Below are 21,779 nucleotides of genomic sequence, written 5' to 3'. Positions count from 1 at the left end.
ATGTTCTTGACGTAATGTGGTGGAGCGAATACAATAAACAACAAATATGTGTAACAGGTGGGTAGATTAATATGTTCATGCCAATATGGGATATACATTCAATAACTGAATAAGCATGAGCATAGCTACGATCTTAGGATGAATGTCAGTGTATAGACAGTCGTGCTTGTGCAGCCCCTGTCGTGGACACTATTCATTATTGCGATGCAGAGGAGAAATCCGGAAACGATTTTGATTTCATATGGTTCTCTTGTTGATACAAAGCTGTAGATGAACATTAGTTCATCTATGGCTTTTTTGCATGCATCCCGCCAATCGCGGTTCACATGGAAAGGAGATCTTGTAGGTCTGGGCTTCAATTGATTTATATCCTAAGGGAAGAAAGTTGGTAAAGGAATGAATAAACCTTCTCAAAGCTATACGATTTGGTTTTCCCAACGCACAGGCAGTACACTGCTTGGTGAAGCTTTAGGTTCAACAGGCGTTGCAGGTAAACCTGGTGAATGGCTGCATTTCCAGCAGAAGAGTCCGGAAACATTGAAGCGTGCAGATCTGGAGCAAATCTGGGAGATGGGTACAACACCTAATGGGGTATTCGGCATCAAAATCAATTTTGAACAGCGTTGGATCGATGCCATTCGCCAACTGTATCAGCTGCCATCCGAAACGCCGAGGCCGGAAGTATGGAGTACAGGTTTCCCCAACTGCACGAAGCATATTTACATGACACGCCGAAACAAAGTGAGGTTGGCTGTCTCCTGGTGGCGGGCCATTGTTTCAGGTGAGTGGCATCGTCAGCATGGTGCTCAGGCTGAAGAGAAAGATATTGCAGATCAATACCGTTTTGATGCCATTAAACATTTGCTTGTTGAGAGCAGTATGTGTGAAGCTGCCATCGAAGATTTCCTTTCGGAGTCGGGCATCGTCCCTTTGACGATTGTATACGAGGATTTCGTACAAAATTACGAGGGGACCGTCCGGAAGGTGCTGGAGTACTTGGATGTTTCGTCTGCTGACGTTACCGTTGCGCCCCCGGCTTTTGACCCTATCGCAGATGAGATATCCGAGCAATGGGTACAAAGGTTCCGGGAAGATTGCCAGAAGGGTTGGGAGAATACAAGATGGTAAAATTACAAGTCAAATATGATGTTTGGGTGCAAGAGATGGTATTTCATGAAGTTCTGCATGATTCGTCTTAGCCATACGACATGAAAGGCATATTGAAGTTCATTGAAAAAGGAATTTAAATCGACGTAAAGGGGTGGGCAGCATGCCCAAACAAGAAAAAAGATCCATGACCTGGCTCTTCCGTTATCTGAAGCCTGTAAAAGGGCGACTCGCACTGCTGCTGGTAATGCTGCTGACTTCTACCGGCTTGCAGCTGCTGAATCCGCAGATCATCCAGCGCTTTATTGATACAGCCGCAAGCGGTGGAATGCTCGCAAGTCTGATTCAGCTCGCAGGGCTCTTTCTGGTCGTTGCTGTATGTAATCAGTTGATTACGGTGGCAGTCAGTTATTTTGGCAATGATGTGTCTTGGCGTGCAACCAATCAGCTGCGGGGAGATCTGCTTAAACATTGTCTGCAGCTGGATATGCGTTTTCACAATGTAAAAACACCCGGGGAGATGATTGAACGTGTCGATGGAGATGTAACGAGCATTTCCAATTTTTTCGCCATGTTTATTGTTCAGGTTATCGGGAGTTTTGTATTGCTTGCCGGCATACTCGGATTTATGTTCACGGTGAATGTACCTATTGCAATCGTCATGACCGTGTTTACGTTATTATCGATTTTATTTATGGTATTTATCCGTAATTTGGGCGTACAATCCTCCAAAAATGAGCGAGAAGCAAGTGCATCCCTGTTCGGCATGATCGAAGAACGGATTGCCGGAATTGAAGATGTACAGGCGAACGGGCACGTGCCGTATGTCATGAGCCGTTTCTACAAATTAATGCGCACGGTATTCCTGAAAGGCCGGAGAGCCTGGATGCTCCGCGTAATTCCGTGGAATACCACCGTCATTTTATTCGCCATTGCTGTTACAGTGGTTCTCTTGCTGGGAGTTCATTATTTTATGCAAGGGGCGATTAGCATCGGAACCTTGTTTCTGATCTATCAATATACCCAGATGCTGAATGATCCGATTGAGATGCTGGGAGATCAGGTGCAGGAGTTTCAAAAAGCGAAATCCGGTATGCTTCGTTCCAGGGAACTGCTTGCCCTGAGCAGTGAAATCAAAGACGGAGACCAGGAACAGCTTCCGAATGGAGCGCTTGGTCTTGAATTTGATCATGTACACTTCAGCTATAACAATGATAAGCCTGTTTTACAGGATATTCATTTTAAGATTGAGCCTGGTCAGAGGCTTGGAATTATTGGTCGAACAGGTAGCGGAAAGTCTAGCCTGAGCCGGGTGCTGCTTCGTTTATATAATCTGGACCGCGGTGTTATCCGCGTTGGTGGTATGGATATTTCCAAGCTCAGCTTGAAGGCACTGTACAGACGGGTGGGCATGGTTACGCAGGATGTTCAGCTGTTCGATGGTACACTTCGGGATAACCTGACATTGTTCAATCAGGAGGTGCCCGATGACATGATCCTGGAAACGACGGATCGACTGGGTCTGCGTCAATGGATTGATACCCAGCCAAATGGACTGGATACCCATTTGACGGCGGGTGGTTCATCCTTGTCCGCTGGGGAAGCGCAATTATTTGCTTTAACCCGGGTGTTTCTGACTGAGCCGAGTTTGGTCATTCTGGATGAACCATCCTCACGTCTGGATGCCGCTACGGAACACTTGCTCCAGTCGGCTGTCAACCAGTTGATGCAGCAATGTACGGGAATTATTATCGCTCATCGTCTGGCTACGCTTGAACAGGTAGATCAGATCATGGTACTGGGGGATGGCCGGATATTGGAATTCGGTGCGAGGGAAGACCTGGCGAACAATCCGAATTCTCATTATGCACGGCTGCGAATGACGGGCAGAGAGGAGGAACTTGCATGAATGTTGCAGGATTTATTGGACGGCTGTTTCGATTTAGAACGGTATTATTCATCATTAACGGTTTGTTGTGGTGCTTGTTTCATTCCTTGCCATTAGCTATTGGTATTGGGATGCAGTGGTTTTTTGACCGGGTGACGATTGGCTCCAGTGATTACTTATGGCTGGCAGTGCCGCTAATATTCATTGCGCTAGTAAGATTAGCCAGAGTAGGCACGTTCTTTGCCGCTTTCTATGCGTGGATTACATATGTCTTTCACATTCAGGCCATTCTTCGTACCAACATGCTGGCAGGTATTATGCGCTGGCCTGGACGTAATCTTCCAGCATCACCCGGAGAAGCGATGAGTCGCTTTCGTGATGATGTGGACGAAGTTGTCGAGTATGTTGAGTCCTGGGTAGACTTCTGGGGAAGGCTTGTGTTTGCCATTGTATCCATCGTCATTATGGCGAGCATCAACTGGAAAATCACACTGGTTGCCGTCATGCCATTACTTGTGGTTACGCTGCTGAACAATCTGTCAGGGAATCGCGCACGTAAATACGCCCAGAAAAATCGGGAAGCGACAGGGCGGATTACGAGTTTTATAGCGGAAACGTTTGGTGCAGTGCAGGCTTTGAAACTGGGGCAGGCCGAGCAGCATGTTTCAGCCCGGTTCAATCAACTCAATGAGGATCGTCGTCAAGCAGCCTTAAGGGATAATCTGTTCAAACAGTGGATGAGATCCCTGAATCAGCATGTGCTCAGCATTTGTACAGGGTTAATCCTGCTGATGTGTGCAGCCGAAATGAGAACCGGACAATTCACTGTAGGTGACTTTGCCTTGTTTACATCGTATCTTGCTAACATTGGCTTTAGCATTTCCTTATTCGGGTATATGGTATTCCAGCATAAACGACTGAAGGTCTCATTTGACCGCATGCGCAAGCTGTTTCGTCCTGGTGAAGAAGATTGCATCATCGAATCAAGAGAGATCTATCTGTATGAGGATCCGCCGGAACCAGTTGAACTACAGAGAGAAAAGGACGATAAACTTAGGGAGCTGGAAGTCAGGAATCTGACATACCATTATCCTAATTCTCCAAAAGGAATTCAGAATATTAACCTCCGACTGAAACGCGGACAATTTATTGTGATTACCGGACGAATCGGATCGGGAAAATCTACACTGGTGAGGACGCTGCTTGGATTATTGCCGAAACAGGAGGGGGATATTCGGTGGAACGGGGAAGAGGTAGATCCCGCAACATTCTTGATGCCGCCTCGTGCGGCTTACACGCCTCAGGTCCCCCGATTGTTCAGTGATACATTGAAGGAGAACATTGTGCAAGGCAAAAAGGGTAGAGTAGGCGAATCGCTCGCACGTGCCATTCGCCTGGCTGTAATGAAAAAGGATATTGAACACCTCGAACAGGGATTGGAAACCTCCGTTGGTCCAAGGGGTGTCATGCTGTCTGGTGGACAGATTCAGCGTGCAGCCACGGCACGGATGCTAATGACTGAAGCGGATCTGTATATCTTCGATGATCTATCGAGTGCACTGGATGTGGAAACGGAACAGCAGGTGTGGGAGGGGTTATCCAACGAGCAGCATGTGACATGTATTGCCGTTTCACACCGGCGAGCAGCACTGGCTAAGGCAGATCATATTATCGTATTAAAAGATGGCCGTATTGAAGCAGAAGGAAGCTTGAGCGAGCTGCTTGCGACCAGTGAAGAAATGCAATTGCTCTGGCAGGGAGAACAAGCGCCTGTGAAAGTGGGATAAGTTCAGATTAACAACCATATAAAAAGCCGTACAGTTAACTCTTTACAAGAGTTTGTCTGTACGGCTTGTTTATATTCAAGATTGCTGCAATTCTTTATCTGAGCAGCTGTGCGATCAGGGAATAAGCGATGATCACCAGGAATACAATCGTAATGTGATTGATGGAGAAAATGAACATTTTATGTGACCATTTCTTGGTTTGGTTACGATCAAATGTTGCCACGCTAAGAATGAGCCATGCCAAGCTGACCAAGAAAGCGACAATCGCCACTAACGGGCTAAGCGGCCAGAATAAAAAGCTGGAGAGCAATAACAATACCAGATAGACATTCGTTTGAATATATGTGCGTCTGATTCCTTTGACAACAGGAAGCATTGGGACACCAGCTGCCTTATATTCGTCAAATCTGCGGATGGCAATACCGTAGAAGTGAGGCATTTGCCACAAGAGCATGGTAACAACCAAAGCCCAGATTTCAAAATGTCCGAGTTCCGGTGAGATTGCTGCCCAACCAATCAGTGGTGGAACGGCACCGGACAAGCTGCCTACTTCCGTATTGTATATTGTTGTACGTTTGGTCCACATGGTATATGGGAAGACATAAAGCAACAATCCCAGGATACCAAATACGGCTGCTGAAGGTGAAGCAATATACAGTAGAATGCCCCCGAGCACCGTAATCGTGATCCCCAGAATAAGTCCGGACTTGGTATCAACTTGACCCGTAACGGTTGGACGTGTTCTTGTACGTTCCATAATCGCGTCAATATCCCGGTCGTACAAGTTGTTGAACACACCAGCAGCCCCGATGATCAGGGAGGAACCGATGACAGACAGTATGATCGGCACAATGTTGGCTATGAATGAGGCATCAAATACATACAATGCCAGACACAAACCGGCAAGCATGGCGATCAGATTGGACTTGATGATTCCGACTTTGATCGTATCAAAGAATACTTTCGGAATGGAGCTATACTCTAGTTCAATTTTGGGTTGTGACCCCTTATTCAGTGTTTTCAAATGCTCACTTCCTATATCTATACTTATATATCTCGTGCCCTTATTATAGCATTTAGTTTACTATGTGAATTAAAACACGTTTTTGTTTAAAAATACTGTCAATTGATTGTGAACAATTTAAAAACAAGGTTTTTTTTAATTGTTAAAATTGAATTTCTGTGCTACAGAATTCATAAAAAAAACAAAGATATGATAATAAATGAGAAAATTATACTTGCATTTTTGAAAATAAGGGTCTATTGTAGATATAAAGGGTCTTTAATTGTTTTTAATTTCATTCTCTTTATTATAGCCTATCTGGTTGTTATTGTCAGGGTTTACTGTGTTAAACCATAGGCTGTGAAGAAGAGAATCTTTTTTTGGATCAATTAAGGACTTTAAGTATCTGGAAAGGGTGTTTAAAATGATTAAAATAGTAGATGTGATTATCATAGGCGGGGGACCATCCGGTCTGAATGCCGCATTGGTCCTCGGAAGAGCCAGAAAAGAGGTTGTAGTGATCGATGAAGGGCGACCGCGTAATATGGTGACTCGTGAAACTCATGGTTTCTTGACAAGAGACGGGGCAACGCCTAGTGAATTCCGCCAAATCGCCAAAGAGCAGATTCGCGCCTATCCTTCTGTACATGTCATGGAGGACACAGCCGCTGCCGTCACAGGAACGGAAGGTTCATTTGAAGTAACAACGGTAGAAGGAAAGATGGTAAGAGGCCGGAAGCTTCTTTTTGCAATCGGTAAAAAAGACCAGCCTCTCGACATTCCAGGACTGTCCGCGGTATATGGCAAGAGTGCCTTTGTATGCCCATACTGTGATGGCTGGGAATTAAGGGATCAACCCCTTGGCATCATTGTGAGTGGTGATAAAGCCGTACACATGGCCAAAGTAATATCGGGTTGGACGAACCGATTCACCATACTAACGAACGGAACTGGAATGACGGAGGAACAGCGTGAGGAGTTGAAACAGCATCAGGTGTCTGTACTGGACACGCCGATCCAATCCATTGAATCGGAGGAAGGAATGGTTAGGCAGATTGTGCTGGAGGACGGAAATACCGTGGAGTGTACAGGCATTTTCTTCGCACCAAAGCTTGTCATCGGTTCGGATCTGGCTAAAACACTGGGGTGCGAAGTAACGGAGTCGGGGACAGTTAAGGTAGATGAGTTTGCCAAAACGTCTGTACCAGGTGTATTCAGTTCGGGAGATGCTGCATCGGAAATATATCAGGCGATTACTGCCGCTTCGTTGGGCGCGCTCGCGGCCGTTAGCATGAATAGTGAGCTGAACGCCGAGGCCTGGGATAATTCAGGAAAGTTATAAATGCTGTAGTTGAGTAGAGTAGGTCAGACTGGTTTTAATGAAATGAAGAAATGTTCTCCAAGTTTCAGAGATCGAGCACGAGCAGACCTATTAGGATCAAGGCGGCGAAAAGCCGTCTTTTTATATTCTTAGCCCATAATCCAGTCTCTTCGCAGCTTTTAATATGAAGATAACAAACTGTTAGCGTTTCCATAACATTTCTTTGATAAAGTTATTGACAGTCTTATTGGAAACGGGTTTAATTATGTAGACCGATTGTTATAATTCAGATTAAGGAAGTGGCTCCATTGAGTGAAAAGTCTAATGCTAAAGAACAAATTGTCAGCACAGCAGCCAGACTGTTTTTTTCACAAGGATATCATGCGACCGGTCTTAATCAGATTATTAAGGAGAGCAGTACGCCAAAAGGATCGTTATATCATTATTTTCCGCACGGCAAGGAAGAGCTCGCTCACGAGTGCATCCAGAAAGCCAATGAACAGATCATGCAGAAATTCGAGGATACCTTCGCAGCCCATGAGAGCACAGGAGATGCCATCCAGAGGTTTATTCATGACATGGCTGATGAAACGGAAGCGGCTGGTTTCACGGGGTTTCTGCCATTCAGCTTTTGGGCAGCCGTGGAGACTTCCTGTATCAGTCATCAACTGCGTGTGGCATGCCAGGGTGTATTCGCCAATTGGCAGAACATCATTACGAAACATCTGTTGATGGAGGGCGTTGGTGAGGAGAAAGCACGAGAAACGGGTCTTTTGGTCATCTCTTTAATGGAGGGAGCACTGATTATCAGTCTGACCAATCAGGATAAGCAGCCTCTGCTGACGGCTGCTGATTATTTGTCGAGTGTGGCTAAGAATGCTAGAGGGATTCAATAAGTCTGCACAAAGAGAGAAACAGTTATAAACGTTTGAGGAGGATGGGATCGTGGAGGTTTCCATGAAAGCTGGTTCTGTACAGGACCAACAAGAAACAAAGCAATATAAGGTACTGCCCATACTGTTCGCGATGCTATTGAGCGGATTCATTGGCCTGTTCGGTGAAACAGCGCTTAATGTGGCACTGACGCCGCTGATGACCCTGCTTGAAGTTGGACCAACAACGATTCAATGGTTGACGACAGGTTATCTGCTCGTACTGGGTATTTTGGTGCCGGTTTCCGGTATGTTATTACAATGGTTTACAACAAGACAGTTGTTTACAACGTCTCTGATATTTTCGATTGCGGGAACCATTGTTGCTGCAATTGCACCAAGTTTTGAACTGCTTTTGGTTGCACGGGTATTGCAGGCTGTAGGTACAGCTCTCTTGCTGCCATTGATGTTTAACACCATTTTGGTTATTTTCCCGATTGAAAAACGTGGTGCTGCCATGGGGTTAATCGGTCTCGTAATTATGTTTGCCCCAGCGAGCGGTCCGAGTATTTCCGGTTTGATCTTGGCTAATCTGAGCTGGCACTGGATTTTCTGGATTTCATTGCCGTTCTTCATTATCTCGCTGGTGTGTGGTTTGTTGTTCTTGCCGAACATTTCGAAGCTGACGAAGCCGAAAATTGATGTTATCTCCATTATATTGTCTACCCTCGGTTTTGGCGGTATTGTATATGGATTCAGCAGTGCGGGTGGACACGGGGATACAGGCGGAGGCTGGACCAGTCCAGTCGTGGTAGTTACCCTGGTTATCGGGGTATTGTCCTTGCTGCTGTTCAGCATCCGTCAGTTACGGATGAAGCAGCCAATGATGGATCTGCGCGCATTCAAATATCCAATGTTTACGATCGGCTTGATCCTGATCTTCATCTGTATGATGATGATGTTGTCTTCCATGCTGATCCTTCCAATGTATCTGCAGCAAGGTATGGCCGTTACAGCACTGACTGCAGGTCTGGTCCTGCTGCCGGGCAGCTTGCTGAACGGATTCTTGTCTCCGGTTATGGGACGTTTGTTTGACAAATTTGGTCCCAAATGGCTCGTTATCATTGGCCTGGCGATCGTGACAGTTGTTCTGTTCATGTACACAGGCATTACGCCGACAACGGCTTTGGGTACAATCATTACCATGCATGTATTCATGATGATCGGGATTTCGATGATCATGATGCCTGCTCAAACGAACGGTCTGAATCAGCTGCCGCCAGAGTATTATCCTCACGGAACGGCAATCATGAATACATTGCAGCAAGTATCCGGTGCGATCGGTACTGCGGTTGCCGTAAGTATTCTGAGCGCGGGTCAGACTCGCTTCTTGAGCAATGTAACTAACCCGGAGAGCCCGGAAAATCAGCTCGCTGGTTTCACGTCAGGGGTACAGAATGCATTTGTGTTTGCACTGGTTCTTGCCGTGATTGGTCTGGTGATCTCTTTCTTTGTTAAACGGGTGAAGGTTGGATCACAACAAGGTCAACAAGGCCCTATGCATTAATTCGATATCACTTAACATTAGACGATGTTCTTCCAGCTGCGGCTGGGGGACATCGTTTTTTTATATGTTGACACCTCGACATGAAACGTGTTCCATCCATTAGAGTGGAAAAAAGTCAGATCCAGTACGTCAAAAGTCACATATATGAATATGAAAGCAAATAGTTCATGTTCTGGCGAAATTGGATATGTTCAACTTCTAGTTTAGCGACAATAATAGTGAAGTGAAGTAAGATTCATCACAGAGTGGAAAACGTTTTAGCTTTGATAATCGATCAAGGAGAACTCTTTTATGAAAATCATTCAACCATTAACACCACATCTGAAAGATATGCTATTGCGTTATGAACGGAACGGGCACCTGAACATGCAGGCTTCGCTGCTGGGTAAACAGTCTGTCGTCTATAAAGTACAGGAATACTGCCTCAAAGTGTACACCAAGCGTGGGAAGATCGGTGGAGAACTCGAGGGCGAAGCCATCATGTCCATGCAAAGCAACCGCCATGTCCCAAAACTGTATGCCTACTCTCCAGGACATTTTATCTTGACCGAATGGATTGATGGATATAATCTGAGACAGTATCGAAAGTACTTTGGACATATTCCGTGCAACCTGATCTACGATTTGTTATATTCCGAACTTCAGCAGATTCAGTCTGGGTATCGGGATTGGGATGTGATACGTTATGAAAATTTGCTCTGGACGGGCGAGGGAAATGTGAAAAGAACTGATTTTTGGCTATGTGAGCCTGCAGGACCCGAGCGAAAAGATATGGAAGAAGCGGTGATCCGTAAAATCAATGGAGTTCTGGCGGGTGATGAAGCAGAAGTGAAGGAATTACAGGAATATCTGTTTCGGCATGGCCTTACAGCTTCAGAAGTTAAGCACGCATTGGAGCAGTTCCAATCCCAGGTTAATGAATCCATTATTTCATAGTGAACCAGCCATTATGAAGAACAGAAGGTAATAAGATGACCAAATACGAAAATCAGATTCCAACATCGATGAATATGAGCTTGAAGGCCATGCTGAGCATGCTTCGGGATTCCCTTAAAAGTGGTCAGGAACGAAGACCTCTGAGTCATATACCGAACGTGAAAAGTGAGTTTAGCGAAATATTGAACGCTGATGATCATCCACAAGTGACATGGTTCGGACATTCGGCTTTTCTGCTTGAAATGGAAGGAACCCGATTGCTTTTTGATCCCATGCTGGGTAACCGTCCATCTCCGGTATCGTGGGTGGGGACGAAGCGCTACAACGTTAATTTGCCAGTTTCGCCAGAAGATCTTCCCCCACTGGATGCCATCGTCTTATCTCATGATCATTATGATCATCTGGATTATTCCTCCATTCGGAGATTGATGAATAAAACCGAACGGTTTATTGTACCGCTTGGCGTACGTAGGCGTTTGATTCAAATCGGTGTGCCTTCGGATAAAATTACGGAGCATGGCTGGTGGGATGAGCTTCCGTTCAAGGGCCTGACACTGGCATGCACGCCTGCAAGGCACTTTTCGGGGAGAGGATTATTCGATCGTAACTCCACGCTATGGTGCTCATGGGTAATCTCCGGACACGAGACAAAGGTGTTTTTTAGTGGAGACAGTGGGTACGGACCTCACTTCAAAGAGATCGGTGACAAGTATGGGCCATTCGACTTAACGATGATGGAATGTGGACAATATGACGAACGATGGGCCAACATACATATGATGCCGGAAGAAACCGTACAAGCCCATCTGGATGTAAAAGGAAAGCTGCTCATTCCCATTCATTGGGGAGCATTCACCCTAGCCTACCATGCTTGGACCGATCCGGTTGAACGGATTACCCAGGCAGCACGCGGCGCCAATATCGATATCACAACTCCGAAGATTGGAGAAAAGGTTCAGATCCGTACCGGAATTTATCCAACGGAACATTGGTGGAAATCCGGCTTCTAGTAATCTTACAGCGTCTACTCAGCACATGAGTGGACGCTTTTTGTTTATTTTAACATTGAAATTGCACTACAAATTAAGAGGATGCCCATAACCATATTAAATGGACGCTCATATCTCACGAGTACACTCTGAAATATCACCCCGCATAACGCCCATGTCATATTGGCACTGATCCCCACAATCGTTAACAATACAGAGAATATCATCATGTGAGCATGTGACTGGGCAAGCGGCAAGACAAACACCGAGATTGCGGTTAAACCATACAAAATGACTTTGGGATTCATGAACTGTAGAGTGAAGCCAAACCAAAATGAATAGGGATTGGTGCGAGTTTCTTCCTGGTGTGCAGACGTACTACGCATAATTTTGAATGCCAGATAGATCAGATAGACACATCCCAACACATTCAAAACGGGTCTGAGTCTCGGAATATACTGTTGCAGAACGAGATTGAAATAACTGGATAGAAACATAATCAGCAGGCAACCCGCGGCTACTCCACCAACAAATGGAAATGTCTTGGCAAATCCACGATGTCTAGCTTGGGTCATGGCGATAATGTTATTGGGACCCGGTGTAAATGATGCGACAATGGCATACGTCAATAAAGGGATAATCATGATTGTCCTCCGCAAAAAGTTTGTTGTGTGCTATAATTGCATGAAATGTACGTTATAACGTTTGTGCGTTATCATTGTACGATATGGACTGTATATTGCACAATACCGATTTTTTAAAGAGGTGGTTACAGGTTGGAAAATATCAACGTTGTACTTGCTCAAAATCTGAAGCAGATCCGGGAGCAAAGAAAGCTTAGTTTGGATAAAGTTGCCGAAATGTCAGGGATCAGCAAGACCATGTTAGGTCAGATTGAACGGGGAGAATCGAACCCTTCCATCGCAACCGTCTGGAAAATTGCAAACGGCCTCAAAGTGTCGTTCACCGCATTGATTCATGAGCCGAAATCGGATGCGTCGATCGTGACGGTTGATGATATTCACGTGTTAACGGAGGAAAACGGAAGAGTACGGATTTATCCGCATTTTCCCTTTGAAGAGGGCCGTCGGTTCGAAATGTATGTCCTGGAGATGGATGAGGCAGCTTCATGGAGTGCAGAGCCGCACATTGACGGAACAGAGGAGTTTATTACCGTCTTTGAAGGGGAAATGACGATTCATGTCGGGGGAGAAGATCTTAAGGTGAAGCGGGGAGAGTCTATTCGCTTTCGAGCAGACAAGCCGCATCGTTATATAAACTCTGGAGTTTCGGAGAACCGACTTAGCATGGTTATTCATTATCCAGGGTAAATTGGTTTCGATTTTTTCGAGTTAAAGAGGATCGTCTTTGTTGGCGCTTTGTAGGCACTCCGACATTTACAATTCATATTTAAAATGCTTAAACACAGAAGAGAAGAAGAGTATAGAAACATTATTAATTATAAAGAAGAGATGTTACCTTGGAATAACAGGTATCATCTCTTCTTTAAATGAGAAATAACCGCACTATAGGATTAGTCAACTACCTGCTTCAATTCCAGTTCCAGACTTCTACGCGGCTCAACTGGAAATGATGGAATTCAGCTAACTTTGTAAGTTTCTCCAACTCTCGCACAGGGCCTGTAACAACCGCACCATATACTTGAACTCCATTCTCGTCTAGGTAGGCAAGACGCTGTTTATCTTGTTCAGCTTCATTGTAATCAAGATGATTAATCATCCATTTTAGTTCAGTCAACATGGCGTCAATCTGTTCCTGCATTTGTCCTGCATCTTCCGGGACGAAGTAATTAAACCACCTTGCGCCTTTCAAATTAAATTCATAAAGAGGTTTAAGGGTAAGATGTGGAATATTATAGTCAAACAAACCTGCTCGTGAATAGGAAGCATCGGGCTGGGTGAATTCGCCTGAATAAATCGGCATAGCAGTCACCGCAACATCGTAATCTGAAAGAAGCTTCATCAGTTGATTGGGAGATGCTAGGTTTTTCAAGGATAATGACATCTCTGCGACATGTCCATCATCAATTTCAGCTAGCCGTTTGAGGCTACTATTTTCCTCAGAATCATTATGATCAGATTTACCATTGACCAATGAGTAAGGTAGATAGAAAGGGCCGGGATTATTGCCATTCAAATACGCTCCTGTATTGGTAATTGAATAGCTGAACTTACCGGTTATACTGAGCGTAGCTTGAATCTCACCTGTGACTACCTCCCATGAACCCACGTGTCGATATAATTTCAAATTAGCTTTCTGAGTTAAAAACGGAGTTACTTCAAAAGGTTGAACAGATATTCTTTTTTCTACACGAAGTCCATCACCATGCATTTCAACGACAGACATAATGGAACGTAAGAAATTATTACGTACCTCTGATTGATCAAAATAGATATGGAGAGCTGAGACGTAGATGTGATAGACCAAAAAAACTAGAAAAAGCGCTCCTCCTGCATTAAGGAAAAATTTCCATCTTGTTTTCCATACCATTCGTTTAAACTGCTTATGACCCCATTCAGGATGCTGATGTTCAAAATCTTCTTCCTGAAATAAACGTTCCTCATCATGTGGTATTTTAGACATACTCAAACGTCTCCTTTCATTTGAAGCATCTCTGCTTTGAATCGTTCTCTGGCACGAAAAAGAGTGACCTTAACCTGGTTCATATTCATATCCAGAATCTCGCAAAGTTCCTTATAGGATAACTCGTTCATTTCTCGTAGTAACAAAATGGTTCGATATTGTTCGGGCAGTTTCTTCATCACTTGTTGAATACGAATGGTATGTTCACGAGCAGTCAGTACTTCCTCAGGAGTCCGATATGTATTTTCTACGCCTTGCTTCTCCAACTCTTGATTCATTTGCTTTTCTCCACGATATTTACGGTACCAATCGATAAATAAATGCCGAGCTACTTTATACAACCAAGCTCTAGCATATTTTGCATGCTCGGCTTTCATGGAAACCATAGCTCTGTAAAAGGTTTCTTGAACTAATTCTTCAGCTGTCTCCGGAGATCCACACATTCGGAATAGATAGAGATACAGGGAGGACTGGTACTGCTTGAATAGTTCTGTATATAGATCACTCCTCATTTCAAGTTTCCTCCTCCTTCTATTTAGACAACGGGGCAGGGAGACTAATGTTACAGTGGAATTGAAATTTTTAGGAGAATTATTAGAATACATATCATTTAGGAGATAACTATTCATGAAATATAAGCATTTTGACTAGTAAACGATGCAGTGGGGGGGGGGTGTAACTCATTCACTAAAATGAATGCTAATATGTACACGGAAGACAATCACAGCTGAGTTCAAAAGTAGATTAAAAATAAAGAGGTTACATTCTTAGAAAGGACTCTTTTGTAGGTGAAAGTAGAGGTGATCTTAATCTCACTGAACATATCAACGTAGATATATGGCATTATGAAATCAGAGTTTCTTTATCTTCATGAGTCTGAAGTGTAGAACATTTCAAAAAGAACTAGCACGATCCATGGTTTACTACAATCACAAACGTATCAAGTCAAAATAAAAGGCATGATCCCGGTACAATACCGAGAACATGCCAAACAAGTTGCATAAATATATTAGTCTAAATTTAAGAGGGGAGTTCTTAGGTGGCTGCTTTAGGTGGTATTATTTTTAATTAATTAATATGTTGATACATTAGAGTTCAACCGTTCAAGGCTGGACTTCTGCTTGACGCTGGATTTCTTTGGCGCTTAGCGCTTTGTCATACACTCTAACCTGATCCAATTTGCCTTGATAGAACGGATCGGCAGCATATCGGCTCTTGCCCAGATAGGCTTCCGAAGCTTGTAGATCCTTCGGATTGAACGTGATTTCAGAGCTGCTCGCAACCGATTTACCGTTTACATACAACGTGCCTGTGTCTCCTTGCAACGTGACAGCGACATGAACCCACTGGTTTGTAGGCAGCGCTTCAGCCGCAATTAGACTCTGATCACGACCCTGATCATGGATGGTAAATTGGAGAGCGCCAGTATGCTGGGCTGGCGTAAGGAACATATGTTTAGTCAAACCATTGCCGAAATCGAATATACGCTGCCAGGCTCCGCCCCCGTCCCAATTTACCCAGGCACTGAAGGTGAAGTCTGTTGTGTCCGTCAGAAGTCCAGGCAACTGAATGTAGCTGTCTTTTCCGTTAAAAGCAGCAGCCTGATTCTTCGTGCCAATTGCTGAGCTTACTACATTAAAGGCCTGGCCATGATAACCGTTTTTACTCGAATCCTGTACGATTTTAGCGAGCTTTTTGTTGTCAAACGTATACTCGCCCAGCAGTGGGCCAGCTGCCTGTTCAGGCACGGTCACTTGGAACGTTTTGCTGGCTGTGGCCGTTCCTTTTTGGATTGTTGCGGTCAATTTTACTTTGGCATCCCCTTTGCCGCTGCGTGGCCGATTTACTGCTCCATCAGCCGATAGGACAGAGGGGAGAGATGATTTCCATGTGATCTGACTATCCCGTGTACCTGTGGTGGGAAGGGAGAGGTCATAGAAAATATTCTCCGTATTTCCAATGGTCAGATCCTTTTTCACCGCCTGTACCACATCCTGATCCTTCATAGCGTTCATCTGACTTCCCCAGACGGCTACACCGGATGAAGAGAGTGCACTGAAGGTCAGCACGTTCTGCTGGGATTCCGCATCCCATTCCTGGGTGAAGACGCCTTCGTATACCATATTATTGGTCGTTATTCGTACCTTGTTGTCCTCCAGGAGGCTCCATGTCCCTGTAACGGCACCAGTAATCTGGCCACCTGCCGCAAATTGAATGATCTGGGACGGCTTGATCTCGGCTGTGATATCCTTCCCGTGATTGACCCATTTGTAAGAACCAACAGCATCTTGTTCCGTCACTTGTACCGCATCACTCTCGATACCTGCATAGCGGTAAGGAGAGACGACAGGCCATCCTTCGGAGTTCATATGCATCTCATGAACCCGTACTTCATGCTCTTCTCCGCGATTCGGAAAGCGTGTGTGGAAGATGAGGAAGTGCTTGCCGGTCTCTTCATCATAATAAGCGGAGTTGTGTCCAGGAGATACATATCCTGTCCCCTGGCCGATGCCGGGGTCGCCGATCTGTCTCTCGAACAGGTAGTTTCCGAGCAGTTTCACGCCATATGGCTCAATGGATTCGTCATCAAACAACGGCTTATTCTTATCTGCCATAACCTTGATCATATCGTTGCCTTCAGCATCGTAGAAGGGGCCATCCGGAGTCTTGGAACGGGCCACACGAATGTTATATCCACCGACAGCATCAAGTCCACCATAAGACAAGTACAGATAATAATAATCGGTTTCGGGACTGTAGAGCATATAAGGGGCCTCAATTCGGCTGTGGTTGCCTCCGGTCAGCTTCTTGCCATAACCTTGATTAGGCAGTGGTTTGCCGGTTGTCTCATCCATTTCCAGAATGAAAATCCCTCCGGAGTAAGATCCGTACACCATCCAGAGCTTGCCGTTTTTATCAAAAAATACATCCGGATCGACCACGTTGGGATGTTTGGTCGCATCATAGATGGTGCCATCTTCGCTAATTTCATCCCACATGCCTGATTTCAGCAAAAGTCCCTGATCCTTGTATGGGCCTTCAATGTTGTCAGCTACGGCGACTCCAAGGGCAGACCGGGGAGAATCCCCTTTGCAGGCATTGTAATACATATAGAACTTGCCATCTGCCAGTTGAATGACGTCTGCTGCCCAGAGCGTATCCGTCTGAGCCCATTGCAGAGCTTCAGCGAATTCCTTGGTTACATTGGGAACGACGGGATTGTCATCCGTAACGCCTGAAGCGACGGAATCCCAGCTGATTAAATCTTTGGACTTGGCCACCTGTAGATGTGAGCCGAATACATAATACGTATCATCTACCTTGATGACAGAAGGATCATGAACGGAAACGTCCTTAAACTCAGGTACCTGAGTTTTGTTCGATATGGTGGAACTTTGCGAATTGATAGCCGTTGTGGCTGTATTGTCCGCCAAAGCGGAGACTGGCGAAAGAGCTGGAGTAGAGAGCAATGCCGTACTAAGTGCAATGACCAAATAACGCTTCATACGTGTCCCCTTTCTTCATTCACAAATTATTAAACAAGTTAAAAATACAAAGATGAACGTGGTAGTGCAGTCCTCCTTTCAGTTAATGCTCGAATCAAGCGCTTACATTTGCTATAATATCAATTAATTTATATTTTTGTAAACCATGTTGTTGAAACGAGTTATAAAAAGCGAAATGAATGACTAAAGTATGAATTTATTTTGAATTTACTACCGATTTGAAGTTTTTAGTTGAAAATCCAATTCGAAATGAGTACTATAACGTGTATATAAGATATTTATAAATATATTAATGATTCATATATTCATGAATTAATTGATGATCTACATAGGAGGCATAATGATGAGCAGTTATCAAGATCAAATTATTGCACATTACAAGTTTGAGGATGCGGGCAACATCGGTAAGGATTATTCCGGCCAAGGCAAGGATGGCATTGCTGGAGGTCATTCGGTACCATCGGTGGCGAGAGTGAGTGGAAGGAATGCGGCTACTTTTGCAGGGGGGGAGAATGGGACATCGTATCTTCAGTTACCTTCAGATCTATTTCAAAATGTAAGCGATAAAACAGGCATCACTGTGGCAGCCTGGGTACATCTGAACAAGGGCTCCAATGTGTGGGAACGCATTTTTGACTTTGGAAAAGGAGAACAGGGCCCATATCTGTTTTTGACGAGACAGCTGAGAGGAACGATGTCTGCCGAAGGGGATCTGGTTGTGGATCCGGGCCGAGGATTTGCTACAGGGGAATGGATGCATATAGCTTTGTCGGTAGCTGGTACTCAAGGAGGTACGCTTAGCAGTGCTGGCCCGATCGTCTATGTGAATGGAGAGAAAATAGCGGATGGGTCCATCAGTCAGACGTCCAGTGGTAATTATGCGCAGCTGCGCAGATGGTTCGATTCCTTCACGGATTCGGCCAATTACAGCCAGAATTACATTGGTCGCTCTCAGTATGCAGCCGATTTGGATTTTGCCGGATCACTGTCCGATTTTCGGATATATCAGGCCGGATTAACCATAGATGAAGTCATCGAAGTCATGTGTGAATCATTAACCGATGAAGAGATTGTTACGTTGGCAGGAGATAAATATTTGTCATTTCCGACCCGAATCATTACGAAGAATATTTCGCTGCCTGTTGACCTGCTAGGTGGGAAAGTGAAGGTCCACTGGCAGTCCAATTGTCCCGAAGTGCTGTCACATGATGGGAAAGTGCAGTCCATTACCTCGGCACAGGAAGCAAGCCTGAGTGCAATTTTGAGTAAAGGTGAAAGCACGCTGAGCAAAAGTTTTGACGTATCCGTATTGCCGGAGGAGCTGCCGCCTTATACCATAACAATCCACGGCGATCAGCAAGTCGCTGATATTAGTGAGGTCATGTACGGTCTGTTCTACGAGGATATTAACAATGCGGCGGATGGCGGAATCTATGCCGAGCTGGTTCAGAATCGTTCATTTGAATCTTTTGCATTTGATACATACTCACATACCTCCGGTGAATGCGGATGTTCGACGGGGAGGAACCGGGATCCATTATTCGCCTGGTCTGGCGATACCAGCAAAATGAATGTGCATCACGAAGGTGGATTGAATGAACACTTCAAACTCGAAGACCCGGATGCAAATGCTTACTATGTGACGGTTCAGGATGGAGCAACGATACGAAATCGCGGTTTTTCCGATACCAATCAGCATTGTGCCATGTCCATCAAAAAAGGTGAACAATACGACTTCACCATCTGGGCAAAGGCAAATTCGGCCGGTACGATAACCATACAACTACAGGATGGCTCGGAAACTGTAATTAGTGATTCCGTCAAGGTTCATGTAGATGGAGGAGGTACCTGGAAAAAGTATGGTGCAGTCAGGGTGGATTCGGAAACGAGAAATCAGGCTCTTGTTCTTACCGGAACAGAGACAGCACTTGGGCAGCTCGCGCTTACGTTTGAAGGAGATATTTCCATCGATATGGTGTCTCTGATCCCACGGGACGTATGGGGCGCAGTTCCTGATGAAGCCGGCATTTCCACATCAGCACACGCTAACTACAAGGGGAATCCGAACTATCGACTGAGAAAGGATCTGGTTCAGGCTCTCGTTGATATGCACCCCAAGTTTCTGCGCTTTCCGGGAGGCTGCATCTCGGAAGGGTCCTTCATATGGGATAATGTGTACGACTGGAAGGATTCCGTTGGTCCGGTTGAGCTGCGCAAAGAGAACTACAATGTCTGGGGTTACATGATGACGATGGGGCTTGGATACATGGAGTACTTCCAGCTCGCGGAAGATTTGAATGCCGCTCCGGTTCCCGTTATGGCCTGTGGAGTTCTGTGTCAGGCACGTTCGGATTATGCACATCCGGCTGGCGGCGCATTAAGAGAATATTACATCAAAAACTTCACTGATTTGATCGATTTTGCCCTGAGTACAGATGTTGAACATAACGAATGGGCCGCAATACGAAGCCAAATGGGGCATCCTGAACCGTTTGATCTACACTATCTGGGCGTGGGCAATGAAAACTGGGGAACCGAATTTTTCGCCAATTTTGAGGTTTTCAAAGCATCCATTGATGAATATATGAAGCTGCACTATCCGGATCATGAATTGCATATCATTTCAACTGTTGGTGCACAAGCGGACGATGATGCATACCAACAAGGCTGGAAGTTCCTGAGCGGTAACCTTACGGGTTCGGCCCAAATCGCGTTTGCGGATGGACAGAAGGTCATTGAAGAAACGGTAACCTGGTATGAGAAGCAGGACGATTACATGGATACCATTGCAGACGAACACTATTACCGCTCCAATGATTACTTGCTGAATAACGTGGATCGTTATAACTACTACCATCGGGCATATCTTGAAGATGGGCAAATCAACTGGAAAGAGACTTCCAAGGTCTTTGTCGGAGAGTACGCATCCACGGACAAAAACACACTTGCAGGTGCCGTTGCAGAAGCAGCAATCATGACCGGCTTCGAAAACAATGCAGATGTCGTTCGTTTGGCTGCCTATGCGCCATTGTTCAATAAAGTGCTGACGGATGGAACCTATCGCTGGACACCGGATTGCATCTGGTTTGATGATGAAACAGTATGGTATACACCGAACTACTACGTTCAGCACCTTTTTGCGAAATACGTTGGAGATCAAGTGGTCGGCACTTCGTTTAAGACGTACAGCAAAGGAAAACAGGTGGAGCTCATCCCTCATGGAGGAATCGAGATTGCAACCGGTAATGCAGACATCGTCGTGAAACGGGTTACGGTCACATCCAATCAGGATGGCAGCGTGCTGTTGAGTGAAGATTTCAGGGAGCAGACGAAGCTGAATGAGGCGTGGGGTCTGATTCCTGGTTCGAACGGATATACACTTGAAGCCGGTAACGGACTTGTGCTGAAAGGGCAAACCAGCGGCCTGAACGGGATATATCTTCTGAATGAAGAATGGACGAATTACAAGGTGCAGGTGGAAACCAAGCGCTTGGCGGGTGATGACGGTTTCTATGTTGGTGTGGGACTTACGGATATTTCATCTGACAAGAAGGATGTCATTGAATATGCGATTGGTTACGGTGGTGATGCAACGGGAGTAAAAGTGTACAAACAAGGTATCGAAGGATATACTCTCGGTGATTATTCTTCAAGTTCCGCAGCGGGTAACCTGAGAGCTGCGAATTATGAAACGCTGGAGAGCGGTACCGATTATACGATCACTGTCAATTATGGCGGCGTTACAGGGAAGAGCTTGATCTGCTCCTACACAGACGGACATACAACCAGCAAAGTGCTGGATTACAAGCTCGAAGCATATAACCGTGAGGTGTTCCATTGCGTGACGAGAGATCAGCAGCATGTATATGTAAAAATGGTGAATGCCGATAGTGTGGACAAATCCACACACGTCCATCTTGAGGATCTGAATGTGAAATCTGCAGCACGGTTGATCACACTCAGCGGAGATCAATCCTTGGTTCATGTTCCGAATGTGAACCAGAAGAATGATGAGAAGGTGGTTCCACAGGAACGGGAGATTGGACTGGACGGTCAATCCGTGATTCTTCAGTTGCCCGCTCATTCAGTCAATGTATTGATTCTGGATTTGTAATTTCTTTTATGCTTCTACCCCGGAAGAGAACAGTATTCATGAAGAAACCGCGAGTAATCGCGGTTTTTTTGTGTTTCCAGATGGA

General features: G+C 45.2%; 15 protein-coding genes. 10 read left to right on the top strand and 5 right to left on the bottom strand.

Annotated elements, in window-relative coordinates:
- Positions 1 to 396 precede the first annotated feature (396 nt).
- The 3 genes from PIL01S_RS01640 to PIL01S_RS01630 all read left to right on the top strand — a co-directional run bounded on the left by PIL01S_RS01640 (position 397) and on the right by PIL01S_RS01630 (position 4,782).
- Entirely contained in the window at positions 397 to 1,128 is a 732-nt protein-coding gene (locus PIL01S_RS01640; protein WP_127535976.1) for a Stf0 family sulfotransferase, read from the top strand.
- Positions 1,129 to 1,270: 142 nt separating this feature from the next.
- Complete coding sequence (locus tag PIL01S_RS01635; protein ID WP_127535975.1) at positions 1,271 to 3,016, top strand: ABC transporter ATP-binding protein; 1,746 nt, start codon at positions 1,271 to 1,273, stop codon at positions 3,014 to 3,016.
- A complete protein-coding gene (locus tag PIL01S_RS01630) occupies positions 3,013 to 4,782 on the top strand; it encodes an ABC transporter ATP-binding protein (RefSeq protein WP_127535974.1) in 1,770 nt (589 codons plus the stop codon). The genes PIL01S_RS01635 and PIL01S_RS01630 overlap by 4 nt, the downstream gene beginning before the upstream one ends.
- Positions 4,783 to 4,876: 94 nt before the next feature.
- On the opposite strand, the gene cyoE is transcribed toward PIL01S_RS01630, so the two are convergent.
- Positions 4,877 to 5,806 (bottom strand): heme o synthase, encoded by a 930-nt coding sequence (gene cyoE / locus PIL01S_RS01625; RefSeq protein WP_127535973.1) that lies wholly within the window; start codon positions 5,804 to 5,806, stop codon positions 4,877 to 4,879.
- Between the two features lie 403 nt (positions 5,807 to 6,209).
- Here cyoE and PIL01S_RS01620 point away from each other — a divergent pair, with 403 nt between their 5' ends.
- The 5 genes from PIL01S_RS01620 to PIL01S_RS01600 all read left to right on the top strand — a co-directional run bounded on the left by PIL01S_RS01620 (position 6,210) and on the right by PIL01S_RS01600 (position 11,491).
- Positions 6,210 to 7,127: an NAD(P)/FAD-dependent oxidoreductase gene (locus tag PIL01S_RS01620; protein WP_127535972.1), complete on the top strand. Its 918-nt coding sequence runs from the start codon at positions 6,210 to 6,212 to the stop codon at positions 7,125 to 7,127.
- A gap of 287 nt (positions 7,128 to 7,414) precedes the next feature.
- On the top strand, positions 7,415 to 8,002 hold the full coding sequence (locus PIL01S_RS01615; protein ID WP_127535971.1) for a TetR/AcrR family transcriptional regulator: 588 nt from the start codon (positions 7,415 to 7,417) through the stop codon (positions 8,000 to 8,002).
- Positions 8,003 to 8,063: 61 nt separating this feature from the next.
- Complete coding sequence (locus PIL01S_RS01610) at positions 8,064 to 9,545, top strand: DHA2 family efflux MFS transporter permease subunit (RefSeq protein WP_127536589.1); 1,482 nt, start codon at positions 8,064 to 8,066, stop codon at positions 9,543 to 9,545.
- A 291-nt stretch (positions 9,546 to 9,836) separates the two neighbouring features.
- The gene (locus PIL01S_RS01605; RefSeq protein ID WP_127535970.1) at positions 9,837 to 10,481 is read left to right on the top strand and encodes a protein kinase family protein; all 645 of its coding nucleotides are present in this window, start codon (positions 9,837 to 9,839) and stop codon (positions 10,479 to 10,481) included.
- A 35-nt stretch (positions 10,482 to 10,516) separates the two neighbouring features.
- Positions 10,517 to 11,491, top strand: coding sequence for an MBL fold metallo-hydrolase (locus PIL01S_RS01600; RefSeq protein ID WP_127535969.1), 975 nt, complete (start codon positions 10,517 to 10,519; stop codon positions 11,489 to 11,491).
- 44 nt (positions 11,492 to 11,535) lie between these two features.
- Here the strand turns inward: PIL01S_RS01600 and PIL01S_RS01595 are convergent, their stop codons facing one another.
- Positions 11,536 to 12,114 carry a LysE family transporter gene (locus tag PIL01S_RS01595; RefSeq protein ID WP_246058062.1) on the bottom strand — a complete coding sequence of 193 codons (579 nt, stop codon included), beginning with the start codon at positions 12,112 to 12,114 and terminating at the stop codon, positions 11,536 to 11,538.
- Between the two features lie 132 nt (positions 12,115 to 12,246).
- Here PIL01S_RS01595 and PIL01S_RS01590 point away from each other — a divergent pair, with 132 nt between their 5' ends.
- Positions 12,247 to 12,801, top strand: coding sequence for a helix-turn-helix domain-containing protein (locus PIL01S_RS01590; RefSeq protein ID WP_127535968.1), 555 nt, complete (start codon positions 12,247 to 12,249; stop codon positions 12,799 to 12,801).
- Positions 12,802 to 13,021: 220 nt separating this feature from the next.
- On the opposite strand, the gene PIL01S_RS01585 is transcribed toward PIL01S_RS01590, so the two are convergent.
- The 3 genes from PIL01S_RS01585 to PIL01S_RS01575 all read right to left on the bottom strand — a co-directional run bounded on the left by PIL01S_RS01585 (position 13,022) and on the right by PIL01S_RS01575 (position 17,580).
- Positions 13,022 to 14,074 carry an anti sigma factor C-terminal domain-containing protein gene (locus PIL01S_RS01585; protein ID WP_127535967.1) on the bottom strand — a complete coding sequence of 351 codons (1,053 nt, stop codon included), beginning with the start codon at positions 14,072 to 14,074 and terminating at the stop codon, positions 13,022 to 13,024.
- A 2-nt stretch (positions 14,075 to 14,076) separates the two neighbouring features.
- Positions 14,077 to 14,586: an RNA polymerase sigma factor gene (locus PIL01S_RS01580; protein WP_127535966.1), complete on the bottom strand. Its 510-nt coding sequence runs from the start codon at positions 14,584 to 14,586 to the stop codon at positions 14,077 to 14,079.
- A gap of 591 nt (positions 14,587 to 15,177) precedes the next feature.
- Entirely contained in the window at positions 15,178 to 17,580 is a 2,403-nt protein-coding gene (locus tag PIL01S_RS01575; RefSeq protein WP_127535965.1) for a LamG-like jellyroll fold domain-containing protein, read from the bottom strand.
- 343 nt (positions 17,581 to 17,923) lie between these two features.
- On the opposite strand from PIL01S_RS01575, the gene PIL01S_RS01570 reads away from it, so the two are divergent.
- Entirely contained in the window at positions 17,924 to 21,694 is a 3,771-nt protein-coding gene (locus PIL01S_RS01570; protein WP_127535964.1) for an alpha-L-arabinofuranosidase C-terminal domain-containing protein, read from the top strand.
- The last annotated feature ends 85 nt before the right edge of the window (positions 21,695 to 21,779 follow it).

Origin of the sequence: Paenibacillus illinoisensis NBRC 15959, from assembly GCF_004000925.1 — a bacterium.
Classification (GTDB): Bacteria; Bacillota; Bacilli; order Paenibacillales; family Paenibacillaceae; genus Paenibacillus; species Paenibacillus illinoisensis.
The sequence above is the reverse complement of the archived record's forward strand: the minus strand, read 5'-3'. Positions and strand labels throughout refer to the sequence as shown.